Annotated in this window: 16 protein-coding genes; 8 read left to right on the top strand and 8 right to left on the bottom strand. The window is 68.2% G+C overall.

All coding sequences use genetic code 11. The annotated features are described in order from the left end of the window. Nucleotides 1–44 precede the first annotated feature (44 nt). From hpnD to A6A40_RS05010, 3 genes are read left to right on the top strand one after another with little or no spacing between them, the layout of a single operon-like run. Entirely contained in the window at nucleotides 45–968 is a 924-nt protein-coding gene (gene hpnD, locus A6A40_RS05020; protein ID WP_082860727.1) for a presqualene diphosphate synthase HpnD, read from the top strand. After that, on the top strand, nucleotides 969–2369 hold the full coding sequence (hpnE, locus tag A6A40_RS05015; protein WP_063634415.1) for a hydroxysqualene dehydroxylase HpnE: 1401 nt from the start codon (nucleotides 969–971) through the stop codon (nucleotides 2367–2369). Nucleotides 2370–2375: 6 nt separating this feature from the next. Beyond that, nucleotides 2376–2969 (top strand): superoxide dismutase, encoded by a 594-nt coding sequence (locus tag A6A40_RS05010; RefSeq protein WP_063634414.1) that lies wholly within the window; start codon nucleotides 2376–2378, stop codon nucleotides 2967–2969. 77 nt (nucleotides 2970–3046) lie between these two features. Here A6A40_RS05010 and A6A40_RS05005 read toward each other — a convergent pair whose 3' ends face one another. From A6A40_RS05005 to yajC, 4 genes are all read right to left on the bottom strand, one after another. Continuing rightward, nucleotides 3047–3424 (bottom strand): Mth938-like domain-containing protein, encoded by a 378-nt coding sequence (locus tag A6A40_RS05005; RefSeq protein ID WP_063634413.1) that lies wholly within the window; start codon nucleotides 3422–3424, stop codon nucleotides 3047–3049. 31 nt (nucleotides 3425–3455) lie between these two features. After that, nucleotides 3456–4412 (bottom strand): protein translocase subunit SecF, encoded by a 957-nt coding sequence (secF, locus tag A6A40_RS05000; protein WP_063634412.1) that lies wholly within the window; start codon nucleotides 4410–4412, stop codon nucleotides 3456–3458. 11 nt (nucleotides 4413–4423) lie between these two features. Next, on the bottom strand, nucleotides 4424–6022 hold the full coding sequence (gene secD / locus A6A40_RS04995) for a protein translocase subunit SecD (protein WP_063634411.1): 1599 nt from the start codon (nucleotides 6020–6022) through the stop codon (nucleotides 4424–4426). A gap of 126 nt (nucleotides 6023–6148) precedes the next feature. After that, on the bottom strand, nucleotides 6149–6580 hold the full coding sequence (gene yajC / locus A6A40_RS04990; protein ID WP_063634410.1) for a preprotein translocase subunit YajC: 432 nt from the start codon (nucleotides 6578–6580) through the stop codon (nucleotides 6149–6151). Between the two features lie 225 nt (nucleotides 6581–6805). Between yajC and A6A40_RS04985 the strand changes: the two genes are divergently transcribed. Then, nucleotides 6806–7702: an ATP-binding protein gene (locus tag A6A40_RS04985; protein ID WP_063634409.1), complete on the top strand. Its 897-nt coding sequence runs from the start codon at nucleotides 6806–6808 to the stop codon at nucleotides 7700–7702. Here A6A40_RS04985 and A6A40_RS04980 read toward each other — a convergent pair. From A6A40_RS04980 to serS, 4 genes are read right to left on the bottom strand one after another with little or no spacing between them, the layout of a single operon-like run. Further along, nucleotides 7659–8912, bottom strand: a complete 1254-nt coding sequence (locus tag A6A40_RS04980) for a M23 family metallopeptidase (protein WP_236783735.1) — start codon at nucleotides 8910–8912, stop codon at nucleotides 7659–7661. The genes A6A40_RS04985 and A6A40_RS04980 overlap by 44 nt on opposite strands. Nucleotides 8913–8920: 8 nt before the next feature. Further along, complete coding sequence (locus tag A6A40_RS04975) at nucleotides 8921–9574, bottom strand: protein-L-isoaspartate(D-aspartate) O-methyltransferase (RefSeq protein WP_063634407.1); 654 nt, start codon at nucleotides 9572–9574, stop codon at nucleotides 8921–8923. Next, nucleotides 9571–10353 (bottom strand): 5'/3'-nucleotidase SurE, encoded by a 783-nt coding sequence (gene surE, locus A6A40_RS04970; protein ID WP_063634406.1) that lies wholly within the window; start codon nucleotides 10351–10353, stop codon nucleotides 9571–9573. The genes A6A40_RS04975 and surE overlap by 4 nt, the downstream gene beginning before the upstream one ends. After that, nucleotides 10353–11624 (bottom strand): serine--tRNA ligase, encoded by a 1272-nt coding sequence (serS, locus tag A6A40_RS04965; RefSeq protein WP_063634405.1) that lies wholly within the window; start codon nucleotides 11622–11624, stop codon nucleotides 10353–10355. The genes surE and serS overlap by 1 nt, the downstream gene beginning before the upstream one ends. Before the next feature lie 217 nt (nucleotides 11625–11841). Between serS and A6A40_RS04960 the strand changes: the two genes are divergently transcribed. The 4 genes from A6A40_RS04960 to A6A40_RS04945 all read left to right on the top strand — a co-directional run bounded on the left by A6A40_RS04960 (nucleotide 11842) and on the right by A6A40_RS04945 (nucleotide 16995). Then, on the top strand, nucleotides 11842–13050 hold the full coding sequence (locus tag A6A40_RS04960) for an MFS transporter (protein ID WP_063634404.1): 1209 nt from the start codon (nucleotides 11842–11844) through the stop codon (nucleotides 13048–13050). Between the two features lie 95 nt (nucleotides 13051–13145). Beyond that, entirely contained in the window at nucleotides 13146–13709 is a 564-nt protein-coding gene (locus A6A40_RS04955; protein ID WP_063634403.1) for a 1,2-dihydroxy-3-keto-5-methylthiopentene dioxygenase, read from the top strand. A gap of 437 nt (nucleotides 13710–14146) precedes the next feature. Beyond that, the gene (locus A6A40_RS04950) at nucleotides 14147–15430 is read left to right on the top strand and encodes a type III PLP-dependent enzyme (protein WP_063634402.1); all 1284 of its coding nucleotides are present in this window, start codon (nucleotides 14147–14149) and stop codon (nucleotides 15428–15430) included. A 143-nt stretch (nucleotides 15431–15573) separates the two neighbouring features. After that, nucleotides 15574–16995 (top strand): homospermidine synthase, encoded by a 1422-nt coding sequence (locus A6A40_RS04945; RefSeq protein WP_082860726.1) that lies wholly within the window; start codon nucleotides 15574–15576, stop codon nucleotides 16993–16995. Nucleotides 16996–17080 lie beyond the last annotated feature (85 nt).

Raw genomic sequence — 17080 nt, 5'->3', positions numbered from 1 at the left:
CACCGCCAGGCACGTCCCCGCGTGCAATGCCCAGGATGCGACAGATGACCCCTCCGCCGCTGGAGACGGCCCCGCTGGAACCGGTGTCCACGACATTGCCGGACGAGAAGGCCCCCGATACGGCATCGGCCGTCACCGCCAAGTCGGGCAGCACCTTCTACTGGCCGATGCGTCTGCTGCCAGCGTCCAAGCGGGCGGCCATGTTCGCCATCTACGCCTTCTGCCGCCGCATCGACGACATCGCCGACGAGCCCGGAGAGACGTCTGCGAAGCGCGCCGCACTCGACGTCTGGCGCCGGGACATCCGCGACCTCTATGTCGGCGGCGCCCCCAACGGCCCGCTCACCGCCGCCCTGAAGGGCGCCATCGAGCGCTACGGTCTTCCGCGGGCGGAGCTGGAGGCGCTGATCGACGGCATGGCCATGGATGTCGCAGGGGAGGACTCCGGCGGCATGCGCGCCCCCGACCTCGACACCCTGCGCCTTTATTGCCGCCGTGTCGCCGGCGCCGTCGGCATGCTGGCCATTCGCGTCTTCGACCGCGCCGATCCCGCCACCGAACGCTTCGCCCTGGCGCTCGGCGAAGCCCTGCAGTTGACGAACATCCTGCGCGATCTGGCCGAGGACGCCGACCTCGGCCGGCTCTACCTGCCGCGCGAGCTTCTGCAGGCCGCCGGCATCACCGGTGACAGGCCGGAGGAGGTGTTGGCACACCCCGCCCTGCCGCAAGCCTGCGCGGCGCTGGCGGAGCTCGCGGAGACCCGCTTCGCCGAGGCCAGGGCGGCGATCGGCGGACAGGCACGGGGCTCGCTCTGGGCGGCCACGGCGATGATGGTGCTGTATCACCGGCTGCTGCGGCGCCTGCGCGCGGCCGGCTGGCGCGACCTGAATGCCCGCGTCCGGGTCGGGCGGCGGGAGAGCGCCTGGGTGGCGGTGCGCTGCATGCTCGGCCTTCCGCCGGCCACCTGAATGACTGCCCCCCAGACCGTCCCCCAGACCGTTCATGTGGTCGGCGCCGGGCTGGCCGGGCTGGCCGCCGCCGTCCGGCTGGTGGAGGCCGGCAGACGGGTTGCAGTCTACGAACAGGCTCCGCAGGCCGGAGGCCGCTGCCGCAGCTTCCACGACGCCACGCTCGGCCGCTCCATCGACAACGGCAACCATATGGTGCTCAGCGGCAATCGGGATCTCCTCGACTATGCCCGGTGCACCGGTGGAGCCGACGCCCTGGAGGAGGTGCGCCCGGCCGCCTTCCCCTTCATGGACCTGCGCAACGGCGCCACCTGGAGCTTGAGGCCCGGCGGGCTGTGGCTGTTCGATCCGGCCCGCCGGGTTCCGGGCAGCCGGCCGCTCGACTACCTCGCCGCCCTGCGCTGCCTGACCGCCGGCAGGCGCCAGTCGGTCGCCGACCGGCTGCGGCCCGCGGGCCGGCTGTTCGAGCCGCTGTGGCGTCCGCTGGCGGTCTCCGCCCTCAATGGCCCGGTGGAGCGTATCTCCGCCCGCCTGTTCGGCGCGGTGTTGCGCGAGACGCTGCTCCGCGGCGAGGCGGCTTGCCGCCCGGTACTGACGCCCCGCGGCCTGTCAGCGGCCTTCGTCGATCCGGCGCTGGCCCGGCTGCGCGCGGCCGGCGCGGCCGTGCATCTCGGCGCGCGGGTGGATGGGCTGAGCTTCGACGGCGACCGGGTTTCCGGCTTGTCCGCGGGGGGAAGCACCGTGACGCTCGGCCCGGAGGACGCGCTGATCGTCGCCGCGCCGGCCTGGGCGGCGGAACGGCTGGTGCCCGGCCTGACCGTGCCGCCTCCGGGTGCGGCCATCGTGAACCTGCATGTCCGGCTGGACGGCCCGTTGCGGCTCCCCGGCGGCCTGCCCTTCCTGGGGCTGGTCGGCGGAACGGCCGAATGGCTGTTCGCCCGCGACGACCTGCTGTCCGTCACCGTCAGCGACGCCGACAGGCTGGCCGAACGTCCAGCCGACGAGGCCGCTGCGATGCTGTGGGCGGAGATCGCGCCGCGACTTGGGCTGGATCAGCGACTCGGCCCCCCGATTCGCCCCTTCCGCATGGTGAAGGAGCGGCGGGCGACGCCGGACCAGTCGCCCGAATCGGTCGCACGCCGGCCGGGACCGCAAACCCGCTGGCGCAACCTGGCGCTGGCAGGAGACTGGACGGAAACGGGACTTCCCGCCACGTTGGAGGCTGCCGTACGCTCGGGATACCGGGCGGCGGAGGCCGCTTTGGCAAACGGAAATAACCCCATACGGCGTTCCGCACCGTTTCCGGCCTTCACAAGCTTCCGTCATCGGCCTATTTGGTCGGACGGAGGTGCCGTGCCCGCAAGGCCCGGCCCGGAAGGACAATCAAAGAAGAGAGGGTGAATTAAAATGGCGTTCGAACTTCCGCCGCTTCCGTATGCGTACGACGCTCTGGCTCCGTACATCTCGTCGGAGACTCTGCACCTGCACCACGACAAGCACCACCAGACCTATGTCACCAACCTGAACAACCTGACCAAGGACACCCCGCTGGCCGACGCCAGCCTGGAGGAGGTCATCAAGGCTTCGGCCGGCGACGCGTCCAAGGTCGGCATCTTCAACAACGCCGCCCAGGTGTGGAACCACACCTTCTTCTGGCAGTGCCTGAAGAAGGACGGCGGCAAGATGCCGGCGGCCCTGGAGCAGCGCATCGTCGCCGACTTCGGCAGCGTCGAGAAGTTCAAGGAAGAGCTGACGCAGGCCGCCCTGACCCAGTTCGGTTCCGGCTGGGCCTGGCTGTACCTGGACGGCGACAAGCTGAAGATCGGCAAGACCGGCAACGCCGACACCCCGCTGGCGCACGGCCACAAGCCGCTGTTCACCATCGACGTGTGGGAGCATGCCTACTATGTCGACTTCCAGAACCGCCGCGCCGACTTCGTGAAGGCCGTCATCGACAACCTCGCCAACTGGGACTTCGCCGCCGAGCAGCTGGCCGCGTGATCCTTTCGGTCGAAGGGTGAAAAACGCAAAGGCGCCCGAGAGGGCGCCTTTGTCGTTTCTGGAACCGTGTCGTGCTTCTAGACCGGCAGCATCGCCGCAGCCACCCGCCGGCCCTCGGCCAGCAGGACGTTGTAGGTCCGGCAGACCGCGCGGCTGTCCATCGGTTCCACCACCACGCCCTGCTCGCGCAGGCCCTGGCGGAGCGCCTTCGGAATCATCGTCATGGTCGGGCCGGTGCCGAGCAGCAGGATTTCCACTTTCGGCTCGGCCGCCAGCACCATGGCGAAATCTTCCAGGGTCAGGGAGGCGGCATCGGTCGCCCCCCAGGCCTGGGTGCGGTCGGGCAGCACGACGACCGCGCCGACGCGCCATTGGCCGGAGACGCAGAACTGCCCCGGACCATAGCCGTCGATGACCTGACGGTCGGACGGGATCATCGGCATGATGTCGGCCATGCTGCCCTCTCCTTACCTCTGTCGTCCGGCGTTACGGCGTGGTCGCCGGGGTGTTGCCCGGCGCCGCATCGGTCGGGGTGCCGCGGCGCAGGCGGTTCTCGCCCAGGAACAGCAAGATGGGTGCCGCGATGAACACGGACGAGCTGGTCGCCAGGACAACGCCGAAGATCAGCACGATGCCGAAGTCCTGCAGCGCCTCGCCGCCGAACAGCGCCAGCGGAATGATCGACAGCAGGGTACAGACCGAGGTGCCGACGGTGCGGTTCAGCGTCTCGTTGATCGACAGGTCGATCAGGTCGCGCAGCGGCATCTTCTTGTAGATGCGCAGATTCTCGCGCATGCGGTCATAGACCACGACCTTGTCGTTCACCGAATAGCCCATGACCGTCAGGATCGCCGCCACCGCCGTCAGATTGAACTGCATGTCGGTGATGGCGTAGAAACCGACGATCTTGGTGATATCCAACAGCAGCGTCACCACCGCGCCGAAGCCGAACTGCCATTCGAAGCGGAACCAGATGTAGACCAGCATCGCCACCATCGCGAGGCCGAGCGCCAGCATGCCGTTGGCGAACAGCTCGCCGCTGACCGACGCGCCGACGGCCTCGACGCGGCGCACCTGGGTGCCGGGAACGGCCTCAGCCAGTGTGCTCCGCACCTTGTCGGCGGCAACCTGCTGGGCGGCGTCGTCACCGGGTTGGCGTTCCAGGCGGATCAGCACGTCCTGGGCCGACCCGAACTCCTGCAACGCCACCTGCCCCATGCCAAGGCCGGACAGGGTGTGGCGGAGCGAGGCGAAATCGGCGGCCTGCGGCGTGCGCGCTTCGATCACGATGCCGCCGCGGAAGTCGATGCCGTAATTCAGACCGGGATGGAAGAACAGGATGACCGACGCGATGGACAGAACCGCCGACACGACGAGGCCGGCGATGCGGCCGTTCATGAAGGGGATCTTGGTGTTGTCGGGGACGAGGCGGAGATGGAACATCGGAAGACCTCTCAGACCGGCAACACGGCCGGACGCGTCCGGCGCAGCCACGTCACCATCATCAGGCGCACCAGCACCGTGGCGGTGAACATGGAGATGAGGATGCCGAAGGTGATGGTGACGGCGAAGCCCTTGATCGCGCCGGTGCCGAAGATGAACAGCAGCGCCATCTTGATGGCCGTCGTCAGGTTGGAGTCGACGATCGTGCTGTAGGCGCGGCTGAAGCCGGCCTCCATCGACGCGAAGACGCCGCGGCCCTTCTTCGTCTCCTCGCGGATACGCTCGTTGATCAGGATGTTGGCGTCGACCGCGAGGCCCAGCGACAGCAGGATGCCGGCGATGCCCGGCAGCGTCAGCGTGGCCTGCAGCAGCGACAGCGCCGCCAGCGTCAGCACGATGTTGACGAACAGCGCGAAGCAGGCGAAGGCGCCGAACAGCCCATAGCAGGCGATCATGTAGACGCAGACCATGGCGAAGCCGACGGCGACGGAGGTCAGGCCGGCGCGGATCGAATCGGCACCCAGGTCGGGACCGACGGTCCGCTCCTCGATCACCTTCAGCGGCGCAGGCAGGGCGCCGGCGCGCAGCAGAACGGCGAGGTCGTTGGCGTTGGCAGCGGTGAAGTTGCCGCTGATCTGGCCGCGCCCGCCGGTGATCGGCTCGCGGATGACCGGCGCGCTGATCACCTTGTTGTCGAGCACGATGGCGAAGGGCCGGCCGACATTCTGCTTGGTGACTTCGGCGAAGCGGTTGGCGCCCGCCGTGTTGAATTCGAAGTTGACCACCCATTCGCCGGTCTGCGGGTTGGTGCCGGCGGACGCGTTCTGCAGCGTGGCACCGTCGACCTCGACCTTCTTGCGGATGACGTATTTCGACTGGTAGCGGTCGCCCTCGGTGGACGGCAGGATCTCAGATCCCGGAGGGGCGCGGCCGCTGTTGGGGTCGGCATTCACGTCCACCAGCCGGAAGGTCATCTTGGCGGTGGTGCCGAGCAGGCGCTTGATCCGGTCGGGATCCTCCACGCCGGGAAGCTGGACCAGGATGCGGTCGGTGCCCTGGCGGGCGATGGTCGGCTCGTTCACGCCGGTCTCGTCGATGCGACGGCGGACGATCTCGATCGACTGTTCGATGGCCTGGGTGGCGCGGTCGCGCAGCGCGACCTCGCTCAGCGCCACGGTCACCGTGGAACCGTCGACCGACACGGTCAGGTCCGGTTGCCCGCCGCCCAGCGCCGTGCCGCCCACCGGGCTGGCAAGCTGGCGCAGAGCCTTCACCGCGTCGTCGGCCTGTGCCGGGTCGCGCAATTGAACGGTCACGGCGCGCTCGCCCGCGTTCAGGGCGGTATAACCGACATTGGCGGTGCGCAGCTGCTGCCGGGCGCCGTCGACCAGCCCTTCCACCCGGTCACGGATGACGGTGGCCATGTCGACCTCGAGCAACAGATGCGATCCGCCGCGCAGGTCGAGACCCAGCGACACCTTGCTGTGCGCGTACCAGGACGGCAGCGCCGCCAGCGTGTCGCGGCCCAGGAAGTTGGGCAGCATCATGATGAAGCCGGCGATGCAGGTCGCCAGGATCAGGTATATCTTCCAGCGCGAAAAATAGAGCATGCGTCACTCGAATCCGATCAGACACCCAAGCCGGGACGGCCGATCCGCCGCCGAAGGGCGGCGGGCGGACGGTCCGGTTGGGAAGCGCCTTCGGGCTGGCCCGCGTGAGAGGAGCCCGGCTGCGGCTTACTTGCGGCCGAACAGCTTGCCGATGCCGCCGGCGGCGGGAGTATCGGCCGGCTTGGCCTCGCCTTCCGGGGTGGCGGCCGGAGCGGCGTCGCCGCCGGACTTGCCGGCCGGCTCGGTCTTGGCCAGCACAAGGTTCACGGTCGAGCGCAGGCAGCGAACGCGCACGTTCTCGGCGATTTCGACGGTCAGTTCGTCGTCGGAGCCGACCTTGGTGACGACGCCGATGATGCCGCCGCCGGTCACGACGCGGTCGCCGCGGCGGATGGCCGACAGCATGGCCTTATGCTCCTTCATCTTCTTCTGCTGCGGACGGATGAGCAGGAAGTAGAAGACGACGAAGATCAGGATCAGCGGCAGAAACTGGACGAGCATGTCACCGCCGCCGCCAGCCGGCGCCGCCGTCTGTGCATAAGCCGTCGAAACGAACATCTGGAAGCTCCTTACAGGTTTGGTCTCGGCACCGGATCGGCGTTCCGCCGGGACGCCGCGACTATAAACGCCCATGACCGGGATGCAATGGTGATGCGCCACAATCCGCGGGCCCGCCACGGCTTGTGTGCTTGCCCTGCTGTGTTACGGTGCGAAGGCGTCGGAAAGATGGCTGCGCACGCGACCACTTTCCATGGAACATCCAGAAAAAATATCCGGAGAATTATGTCGCAATCCATCACTGGCTCCGGTGCTGGCCCCTCCGCTGCCGATCAGTCCCTGATTCCGCTGCTGACCCGCATTGCAGAGGCGCTGGAACGGCTGGCCCCGCCGCCGGACCGCCCGCTGGACTTCACCGCCGCCGATGCCTTCGTCTGGCACCCCGATCCCGACCGGCTGGAGCCGGTTCCGGTGGTCAACCGCGTCGACATCATGCTTCTGCAGGGCATCGAGCGGCAGCGGGAGATCCTGCTGGACAACACGCGGCGTTTCGCCGCCGGCCTGCCCGCCAACAACGCCCTGCTCTGGGGGGCGCGCGGCACCGGCAAAAGCTCGCTGGTCAAGGCGGCCCATGCCGCCATCTGCGGGGAGCGGCCGGGCGAACTGGCGCTGGTGGAAATCCACCGGGAGGACATCCCCACCCTGCCCCGCCTGCTGGCCCGGCTGAAGGGCGAGCCACGCCGCTTCATCCTGTTCTGCGACGATCTGTCCTTCGACCACGACGATGCGCATTACAAGTCGCTGAAAGCGGTGCTGGACGGCGGGATCGAGGGACGGCCGGACAATGTGGTGTTCTACGCCACATCAAACCGCCGCCACCTGATGCCGCGCGACATGATCGAGAATGAACGGTCGACCGCCATCAACCCGGCAGAGGCGGTTGAGGAGAAGGTATCCCTGTCCGACCGCTTCGGGCTGTGGCTGGGCTTCCACAACTGCGACCAGGACACCTATTTCGCCATGATCGAGGGCTATGTCGGCCATTTCGGCCTGGACATCCCGGCGGACCGGTTGCGCGCGGAAGCGGTGGAATGGTCGGTCACGCGCGGAAGCCGGTCGGGCCGGGTGGCCTGGCAGTTCATCCAGGACCTGGCCGGTCGTCTCGGCCAGCCCCTTCGCTGACCTTGCGGTCCATCTGATCGCTCGGGTCGACGGCCTGACTGCCTTTGCGCAGCTCGAAATGGAGCTGGGGCGAGGATACGCCGCCGGTCTGGCCGACCCGGGCGATCACCTGCCCCCGCTTCACCGTGGCGCCGCGCTCCACCTCGATCCTGTCGAGATGGGCGTAGGCGGTGATCCAGCCGTCCGAATGCTTCAGCAGCAGCAGGTTGCCGAAGCCGCGCAGTTCATTGCCGGCATAGGCGACCACGCCATTGTCGGCGGCGACCACCGCGGTGCCCTTGGGTGCCGCAATGTTCAGGCCGTCATTGTGCAGTCCGTCGGGCTTCGGCCCGAAGCCGGAAATCAGCTTGCCCTTCACCGGCCACAGGAAGCGGGCGCCGCCGCGCGGCGGGGTCGCGGCCTCGGCCTTCGGCTCCGGCTTGGGCGGCGGTGCGGCTGCCACCTCCTGCTGCGGAGCCGGTGCCGCGGAGGGGGCCGGGATCGGGGTCGGCGCCGGCTTGGCTCCGGGCGGGCGCAGCATGGTCGGCGCCTGTCCCGGCTGATAGGTGGTGTCGCCGGCGGGCGCCTGCGCCGCCTGGGCTGGCTCGACCGCACCGCCCGGCTTGGACGGTGGCGGCAACGGGGCGGCAGCGATGCCGCCGGACGGCGGAGCGGACGCACCCGGCGGCGGCAGTTCGGTCGCCTGAACGGAGCTGCGCCCGGCAGGGGAGCCTTGCGGCCCGGTCCCTTGAACACCATTCCCTTGCGGCGTGAGCGGCACCGCGCCACCCGACGCCATCATCGTGCCGCTGCCGTCGCTGGCACCCGGCAGGCGCAGGGGCTGGCCGGCCTGCACCGCGTAGGGCGGCGAAAGGTTGTTCAGCCGCGTCAACTCGCTGACATCGACATTGTGCATGCGCGAGATGCTGTAGAGGCTGTCGCCCTTCTGCACGATGTACTGGCGCGAGGTCGGCAGGATCAGCCGCTGGCCAACCTCCAGCCGGTAGGGCGGAGCCAGCTTGTTGGTTTCGATCAGGTCGCGCAGTGGCACATTGTAGCGGCGGGACAGGCTGTAGGCGCTGTCGCCCTTCTGCACCGTGATGGCTCCGCCGGCCGAATCCGGTGTTTCGGAGACATGGGTGAAGGGCGCCAGCCCGCCCACCCGGTCGCAGGCACCGAGTGCGAAGACAGCGGTGGACAGGACCAGAGCCGGCAGAAGGCGTGCGGACATGACGGGTCTCATGCGGAACGGACCGGTTGTGGCGGGTCGGACAGCAGCGGAACGAAACGGACGGGCCACAGGTCCTCCCGGATAAGGCCAGCTTCGGATCGCCGGAAACGCACCACCCTCTGATCGCGGTGATCGGTCCCCAGCGGAATGACCATGACACCACCAACGGCGAGTTGATCCGTCAAGTCTTTTGGCGGCTCGGGCCCGCCGGCGGCTGTGACCAGTATGCGGGCGAAGGGCGCCTGTTCCGGCCAGCCCCTCGTCCCGTCTCCGAGACGCGTGGTGATGTTGCCGATGCCCAGCGCCTTGAACCGGGCCTCCGCCTCGCCCAGCAGGGGCTTCAGCCGTTCGATGGTGAAGACCCGGCGGCAAAGCCGGGATAGCACCGCCGCCTGATAACCGGAACCGGTGCCGACCTCCAGCACCAGGTGCCGGGGATGCAGGTCCAGCGCCTGCGTCATCAGCCCGACCACCAGCGGCTGGCTGATGGTCTGGCCGAGGTCGATGGGCAAAGCCACGTCCTCCCACGCCCGGTCCTGGAAGGCCTCCGGAACGAACAGCTCGCGCGGGATCCGCTCGATGGCCGCCAACACCTTGGTGTCGGTGACGCCGGCCCCGCGAAGGGCCATCAGCAAGCGGATCTTGCGCGGGTTGTAGGTCACACGAAAGCCTGCCTCAACGTCTGCAGCGTCGGCGTGTGGGTCAGGTCGAGGTAGATCGGCGTCACCGAGATGCCGCCGTTGAACACGACATGGATGTCGGTGTCGTCGGACACGTCGGCCTCGCCGCGCAGCGTGCCGATCCAGATGTAGGGCTTGCCGCGCGGGTCGACCCGCTCGAACAGCTCGTCGCCGATCTTGCGCTTGCCGTGGCGAACCACCTGGATGCCCGTCACCTCCGCCGCCGGGCGGGCCGGGAAGTTGACGTTCAGCAGCACGTTCTTCGGCCAGGCCACCGTCACCGCCTTGCGCACCACCTCCGCCCCGTGGGCGGCGGCGGCGGACCAGTCGATTGGCTGGCCCGGCTCATAGTGCTGGCTCATGGCGATGGCCGGCACGTTCAGCAGCGTCGCTTCCATCGCCGCGGCGATGGTGCCGGAATAGGTCACGTCCTCGCCGATGTTGGAGCCCTGGTTGACGCCGGACAGCACCAGCGTCGGACGGGCGTCCTTCATCACCTGGTTGACCGCCAGCAGGACGCAGTCGGTCGGCGTCCCGTCGACGGTGTAGCGGCGCTCGTCCAGCTTGCGCAGGCGGAGCGGCCGGTTGATGGTCAGCGAATGGCTGGCCGCCGACTGCTCCATCTCCGGCGCCACCACCCAGACGTCGTCTGACAGTTCGCGCGCGATGGCTTCCAGAACCTTCAATCCCTGCGCATGGATGCCGTCGTCGTTGGTGACGAGGATGCGCGTCCGGGACAGGTCGAGCGGCAGGGTGAACATCAGATCGAAATCCTCTCCACTCCGCGCATGTAGGGACGGAGCGCTTCGGGAACCAGGATCGAACCGTCGGGCTGCTGGTAGTTCTCCAGCACCGCGATCAGGCAGCGCCCGACCGCCACACCCGATCCGTTGAGGGTGTGGACGAATTGAGTTTGCTTCTCGCCCTTGACCCGGCAACGGGCCTTCATCCGCCGCGCCTGGAAATCGCCGCAATTGGACACGCTGGAGATCTCGCGGTAGGCGTTCTGGCCCGGCAGCCAGACCTCGACGTCATAGGTCTTGCGCGAGGAGAAGCCCATGTCGCCGGTGCACAGCACGATGGTGCGGTAGGGCAGGCCCAGCCGCTCCAGGATGGTCTCGGCGCAGCGGGTCATGCGCTGGTGCTCGTCCTCCGACTGCTCCGGCGTGGTGATGGCGACCATCTCCACCTTCCAGAACTGGTGCTGGCGGATCATGCCGCGGGTGTCGCGCCCGGCCGAGCCGGCTTCCGCACGGAAGCAGGGGGTCAGCGCGGTGTAGCGCAGCGGCAGTTCCTCCGCCGCCACGATCTGGTCATTGACCAGATTGGTCAGCGGCACCTCGCTGGTCGGGATCAGGTAATGGTCGCTGGAGGTGGTCTTGAACAGGTCCTCCTCGAACTTCGGCAGCTGGCCGGTGCCGAACAGGGCGTTGTCGCGCACCATCAGCGGCGGCGCGATCTCGGTGAAGCCGTGCTCGCCGGTGTGGATGTCCAGCATGAAGTCGGCGAGAGCGCGCTCCAGACGGGCGAGCCCGCCCTTCAGCACGGTGAAGCGGGCGCCGGACATGCGGGCCGCCGCCTCGAAATCCATCAGGCCCAGCGCCTCGCCCAGCTCGTAATGCTGCTTGGGGTTGGCGATGTCGGCCGGGGTGCCCCAGCGGCGGACCTCGACGTTGGCGGTCTCGTCCGGCCCCTCCGGCACGTCGTCGGCCGGGATGTTGGGCAGGCCCGCCAGGATGGCGTCCAGCTCGGCGCCGAGCGCGCGTTCCTCCTCCTCGACCTGGGGCAGGCGGTCCTTCAGAGCCGCCATCTCGTCCAGGATCGGCTGGGCGTCGCGGCCCTCGCGCTTGGCGAGGCCGACTTCCTTGGCCGCCTCGTTCCGGCGGGCCTGCATCTCCTGCATCTGGGTCTGCGCGGCACGGCGGCGGCCGTCGAGGTCGAGCAGAGAGGACGACATCGGCGCCAGTCCGCGGCGGCCGAGACCGCGGTCGAAGGCTTCGGGATTCTCACGGATGGCGCGAAGGTCGTGCATGGCTCGAACAATCAACGAATTGTGTGGGGCATTGGTTATACGGCGCGGCCCGGCCAAGGTCCAGTGCAAGGCCGCGGCGGCACCACTCCCGATAGGGACCTGCGCGAACGTCATGGCGGCTGCGCCGTGGCGGCTGTTGGAAGGAAGGTACTCCACAGGGCAATGTCGCTGGTGCGCTGCAGCAGCCGGCGCGAACAGCGACCATGGAGCCGAGCGCGTGCGCGACGAGATCGAGACCGGTGCCGATACGGGCTATCTGCAGGCCGGCACCCCCGCCTATCGCCGTGCCAGCCGCATCCTGTTCGTCGCCGGCTTCTCCACCTTCGCGACGCTCTATTGCGTCCAGCCGCTTCTGCCCGACTTCGTGCGGGAGTTCGGGGTCACGCCGGCCGAATCCAGCCTGTCGCTGTCGCTGACCACCGGCGTGCTGGCCGGAGCCCTGCTGGTGGCGGGCGCCATCTCCGACGGGATCGGGCGCAAGCCGGTGATGGTGGCGGCCCTGCTCGCCGCCGGGCTGCTGGGCATCGTCGGCGCGCTGATGCCGGACTGGCACGGCTTCCTGGCGGTGCGGGCGCTGGAAGGGCTGGCGCTGAGCGGCCTGCCGGCCGTCGCCATGGCCTATGTCTCCGAAGAGGTCGATCCGAAATCGGCCGGCGTCGCCATGGGGCTCTATATCGGCGGCACCGCCATCGGCGGCATGTCCGGCCGCGTGCTGACCGCCATCGTCACCGATCTCGGCACCTGGAGGCTGGCGGTCGGGGTGGTGGGTGCGCTGGCGGTGGCCGCAGCGGTCACCGTCTGGTTCGCCCTGCCGCCGTCGCGCCATTTCGTCCGCCGCGCCGCCGGGCTGAAGGCGCTGGTGCGGGCCTGGCGCGGGCTGCTGACCGATCCGGCGCTGCTCGGGCTGTTCTCGCTGGGCTTCCTGCTGATGGGAGGCTTCGTCACCGTCTTCAACTATATCGGCTTCCGCCTGAGCGAGCCGCCGTTCGAGCTGCGGCCGGCGGTCGTCGGCGCGGTGTTCCTGGTCTACAGCTTCGGCGTCGTCAGCTCGCCGCTGTTCGGCGGCTGGTCGGGACGCTTCGGGTCGAACCGCAGCCTGGCGGCGGCGGTGGCGCTGATGGTCGGCGGTCTGCTCCTGCTGGAGGTTGACAGCCTGTTCGCCATCGCCCCCGGAATCGCCCTGTTCACCTTCGCCTTCTTCGGCGCCCATTCGATCGTGTCCGCCTGGATCGGCCGCCGGGCCATGGTGGCGCGGGGACAGGCGTCGTCCATCTACCTCTTCTGCTACTATCTGGGGTCCACGCTGGCCGGGACGCTGGGCGGCCTGTTCTGGCACGATCACGGATGGACGGGGGTGGCGGCTTTTGTCGGACTGCTTCTGCTGATCGCGGTCGCCGTGACCATAGGGCTCCAGCGCAGCCGCTGATCGCGCGGCGAAGGGTCGCGCTTGCGATTCGGCTTATTGCGCCGGAACCGGCATCACTTCAGGCTGTGTGGGATGGTTCGGCAGGAGTTCGGATATTGAGCAAGCTGACCGTGTATCTGGAAAGCGACGCGCGGCGGCCGGAACTGAGCACCGCCGATCCCGCGCTGATGGCCGGGCATCTGGCCCATGTCGGCATCCTGTTCGAACGCTGGACCGCCAGCACTCCCCTGCCTGCGTCCGGCGACGGGGATGCGGTTCTGGCGGCTTACGCCGCGCCGGTCGAGGCGCTGAAGGAGGCGCGCTGCTTCCGCTCCGTCGACGTGATGCGGGTGACGCCGGCAACCGAAGGCGTCACCGCCCTGCGCGCCAAATTCCTGGACGAACACACCCATGACGAGGATGAGGCTCGCTTCTTCGTCGAAGGGTCGGGCGCCTTCTACATCCATCTCGACCGCCGCGTCTTCCGCGTGGTTTGCGAAGCAGGCGACCTGCTGAGCGTTCCCGCCGGGACCCCGCACTGGTTCGACATGGGACCTCGGCCCCGCTTCACCACCATCCGCTTCTTCACGCGGCCGGAGGGGTGGATCGCCAGCCCCACCGGCGACACCATCGCCGCACGCTTTCCCCTGTTCGAGCCCGCGGCTGTGGACGCGGCCTGACTGCGCCTTGTTCCTGCCCTAAAAAATTCACTTGAATCACGGCGGGAAAAGCGTAAATCAGACGGCACGACGCACCCGCACGTGCCTATGGCCCTCTGTGGTTATGCTACGACGTACCGCGTCCTTTTTGGCAGAACCGGCCATTCCAGTGGGCCGGTCCCGAGAGGGAGGTCAGTATGTACGCTGCCCACGGTGGGGCTGTGAGACGGTAGCCCTTTAGCCGGTAAACGACGCGCTGTTGCCTGGAGCTTCACAGCCCGGGGCCGCTGCTCGCACCGGCTTTTTCCGTCTCCCCCCTTCCCATATCCGATCAATCGCCGATTCCGCTGCACCACCCCCGCAACAGCCTTGTGCTGTGCGGTTCGTGGCGCGGCAGCGAGTCGCCGTCTGCTCACCGGACCGGTTTGCACGCCGCCGTCCGGGGATAGGAGTGCGCCATGGGTTTCCTGCGTTCCCGTTCCGCCGTCACCCCGCTGCGCCGCGTCGGCCTCAACGACAGCAGCGCCGTTTCACTGTCCAGCGGCCGCCGGTCCACCGTCATGCAGGCCGTCGCCCTGCACCGCCCGGAAGAGCCGATGCACTGCATCCGTCCCGGCGTGCTGGCGGACACCGCCGGCAGTTTCCTGGCCGCCTTCGCCGAGGCGACGGACGCCGTCGCCCGCAGCGGCGACGTTCTCTATGCCGTGAAGTGCAATCCGGAACCCGCGGTGCTGCGTGCCCTGTGGGCCGGTGGCGTGCGCCATTTCGACGTCGCCTCCCCCGGTGAAATCCGGCTGCTCCGCCAGATGTTCCCCGACGCCGTCCTGCATTACATGCACCCGGTCAAGGGCCGTCAGGCGATCCGCAACGCCTATCGCCAGTATGGCGTCCGCGACTTCGTTCTCGACAGCCGCGAGGAGTTGGACAAGATCCTGGAGGAGACGGACAACGCCGCCGACCTCGGCCTCGTCGTGCGTCTGGCCCTGCCGAAGGGCAATGCCGTCTACGACCTGTCCGGCAAGTTCGGCGCGGCCATGACCGATGCGGTGGAGCTGCTGCGCGCCGCCCGCGCCGTGGCGCCGAAGGTCGGGATGTCCTTCCATGTCGGCTCTCAGATGCTCGACCCCTCGGCCTACGAGCGCGCCATCGCGCTCGCCGGCTACGTCATCGCCGAGAGCGGCGTGTCCATCGATGTGCTCGACATCGGCGGAGGGTTTCCCGTGTCCTATCCGGGCGTGACCCCGCCGCCGCTTGGCGACTTCATGGCCGCCATCGCCCGCGGCATCGCATCCATCGACCTGCCGGCGCAGTGCCGCCTGTGGTGCGAGCCTGGCCGTGCCCTGGTCGCACCCGGCGTCTCGCTGGTGGTCCAGGTGGTGAAGCGGCGCGGCGACGTGCTGTTCATCAACGACGGCGTCTATGGCGCCCTGTCGGATGCCGGCGTGCCGGGTTTCCGCTTCCCGGCGCGGCTGATCCGACCGTTCGAGGCGATGACCGACGCCGAGGATGCCGCCTTCAGCTTCTATGGTCCCACCTGCGACAGCGCCGACCGGATGAACGGCCCCTTCCACCTGCCGGCCGACGTCAAGGCCGGCGACTGGATCGAGCTGGGTCAGCTCGGCGCCTACGGCTCCTGCCTGCGCACCGCCTTCAACGGTTTCGACCAGGCGCGCGTCGTCGAAGTGTCCGACGCGCCGCTGCTTGCCACGCCCGGCTATCAACTGCGCTCCTGCGCAGCCTGATCGCGCCGCCGGTTTCTGTGGATAAAGCGTAAAGACACCCGTAACATTCACCGGTCAGGCGCGTTCCGCTCCCACTTCTCCGAAGTGGGCGGAAGCGCCTGACCATGTCGTTGGCCTAAACTACCTCGGGGAGACAAAAAATCATGGCCCTGGACACGAAGCTCTGCACGTTCACAGGCCGCATGGTCATCGTTGGATTCGGTTCGATTGGCCAGGGTGTCTTGCCTCTGCTTCTGCGTCACATCGACGGACTTACCGCCGACCGAATCACCATCGTCACCGCCGAGGAGCGCGGGCGCGAGGAGGCGGAGCATTACGGCGTCGCCTTCCACAACAACCCCCTCGACAACGACAACTTCTTCCAGATCCTGAAGCCGCTGATCGACAAGGGCGATTTCCTGGTCAACCTGTCGGTCGACGTCTCGTCGGTCGCGCTGATCGAGTTCTGCCAGCGGGTCGGCGCATTCTACACCGACACCTGCACCGAACCGTGGGCGGGCGGCTACACCGATTCCAGCCTGTCACCGTCGCTGCGCTCCAACTACGCGCTGCGCGAAACGGCTCTGGCGCTGCGCAGCCGCTTCGAAGGCGGCCCGACCGCACTGATCACCCACGGGGCGAATCCGGGTCTGGTGTCGCATTTCGTCAAGCAGGCTCTGCTGAACATCGCCGCCGACACCGGTGTCGAGACCGAGGTCCCCACCGACCGCGACGGCTGGGGCCGGCTGGCGCAGAAACTGGGCATCAAGACCATCCATGTCGCCGAACGCGACACCCAGGTGTCGAACCAGCCCAAGCAGATCGGCGAATTCGTCAACACCTGGTCGATCGACGGCTTCGTCGGCGAGGGCTGCCAACCGGCCGAGCTCGGCTGGGGCACGCATGAGAAGGGCCTGCCGCCCGATGGACGGCGCCACGAGTTCGGCTGCGATTCCGCCATCTACCTGATGCGGCCGGGTGCAGCCACCCGTGTGCGCACCTGGACCCCGCTGGAGGGACCGTTCCACGGCTTCCTCATCACCCACAGCGAGGCGATCTCGATCTCCGACTATTTCACGGTGCGCGAGGGCGGCAAGGTCGTCTACCGGCCGACCTGCCATTATGCCTACCATCCCTGCGACGACGCGGTGATGTCGCTGCACGAGCTGGTCGGAAAGAACTACAACATGCAGGCCGAACAGCGGCTGATGATGCACGAAATCACCGGCGGCATGGACGAGCTGGGCGTGCTGCTGATGGGCCACTCCAAGGGCGCCTACTGGTACGGTTCGCGGCTCGACATCGACACGGCGCGGTCGCTGGCTCCCTACAACAACGCCACCTCGATGCAGGTGACCTCCACCGTTCTGGGCGGCATCGTCTGGACGCTGGAGAACCCGACTCGGGGCGTGGTGGAACCGGACGAGGTCGACTTCAGCCGAGTGCTCGCCATCGCCTCCCCCTATCTGGGCGAGGTGGTCGGCGCCTATGGCGACTGGACGCCGCTGCAGGACCGCAACACTCTGTTCCCTGAGGACATCGACGAGGACGATCCGTGGCAGTTCAAGAACTTCCGGGTCGTTTGAGACAGGTTGGGTGAAGTCCCGCGGCTCCTGCCGCCGCTCCGGCGGCGGGGGCTGCGGCGTTGCTGCCACAGGGCGGACGGCGACA

It is taken from the genome of Azospirillum humicireducens, assembly GCF_001639105.2.
In the GTDB taxonomy this organism is placed as follows: domain Bacteria; phylum Pseudomonadota; class Alphaproteobacteria; order Azospirillales; family Azospirillaceae; genus Azospirillum; species Azospirillum humicireducens.
The sequence above is the reverse complement of the archived record's forward strand: the minus strand, read 5'-3'. Positions and strand labels throughout refer to the sequence as shown.

Bases quoted from the DNA above. Each gene is read 5' to 3' on its own strand.
- secF (WP_063634412.1), bottom strand. From the start codon at position 4,412: ATGTTCCATCTCCGCCTCGTCCCCGACAACACCAAGATCCCCTTCATG.
- serS (WP_063634405.1), bottom strand. From the start codon at position 11,624: ATGCACGACCTTCGCGCCATCCGTGAGAATCCCGAAGCCTTCGACCGC.
- A6A40_RS04985 (WP_063634409.1), top strand. From the start codon at position 6,806: ATGTCGCAATCCATCACTGGCTCCGGTGCTGGCCCCTCCGCTGCCGAT.
- A6A40_RS04980 (WP_236783735.1), bottom strand. From the start codon at position 8,912: ATGTCCGCACGCCTTCTGCCGGCTCTGGTCCTGTCCACCGCTGTCTTC.
- A6A40_RS04945 (WP_082860726.1), top strand. From the start codon at position 15,574: ATGGCCCTGGACACGAAGCTCTGCACGTTCACAGGCCGCATGGTCATC.
- surE (WP_063634406.1), bottom strand. From the start codon at position 10,353: ATGTTCACCCTGCCGCTCGACCTGTCCCGGACGCGCATCCTCGTCACC.
- hpnD (WP_082860727.1), top strand. From the start codon at position 45: ATGACCCCTCCGCCGCTGGAGACGGCCCCGCTGGAACCGGTGTCCACG.
- A6A40_RS05010 (WP_063634414.1), top strand. From the start codon at position 2,376: ATGGCGTTCGAACTTCCGCCGCTTCCGTATGCGTACGACGCTCTGGCT.
- A6A40_RS04950 (WP_063634402.1), top strand. From the start codon at position 14,147: ATGGGTTTCCTGCGTTCCCGTTCCGCCGTCACCCCGCTGCGCCGCGTC.
- hpnE (WP_063634415.1), top strand. From the start codon at position 969: ATGACTGCCCCCCAGACCGTCCCCCAGACCGTTCATGTGGTCGGCGCC.
- secD (WP_063634411.1), bottom strand. From the start codon at position 6,022: ATGCTCTATTTTTCGCGCTGGAAGATATACCTGATCCTGGCGACCTGC.
- yajC (WP_063634410.1), bottom strand. From the start codon at position 6,580: ATGTTCGTTTCGACGGCTTATGCACAGACGGCGGCGCCGGCTGGCGGC.
- A6A40_RS05005 (WP_063634413.1), bottom strand. From the start codon at position 3,424: ATGGCCGACATCATGCCGATGATCCCGTCCGACCGTCAGGTCATCGAC.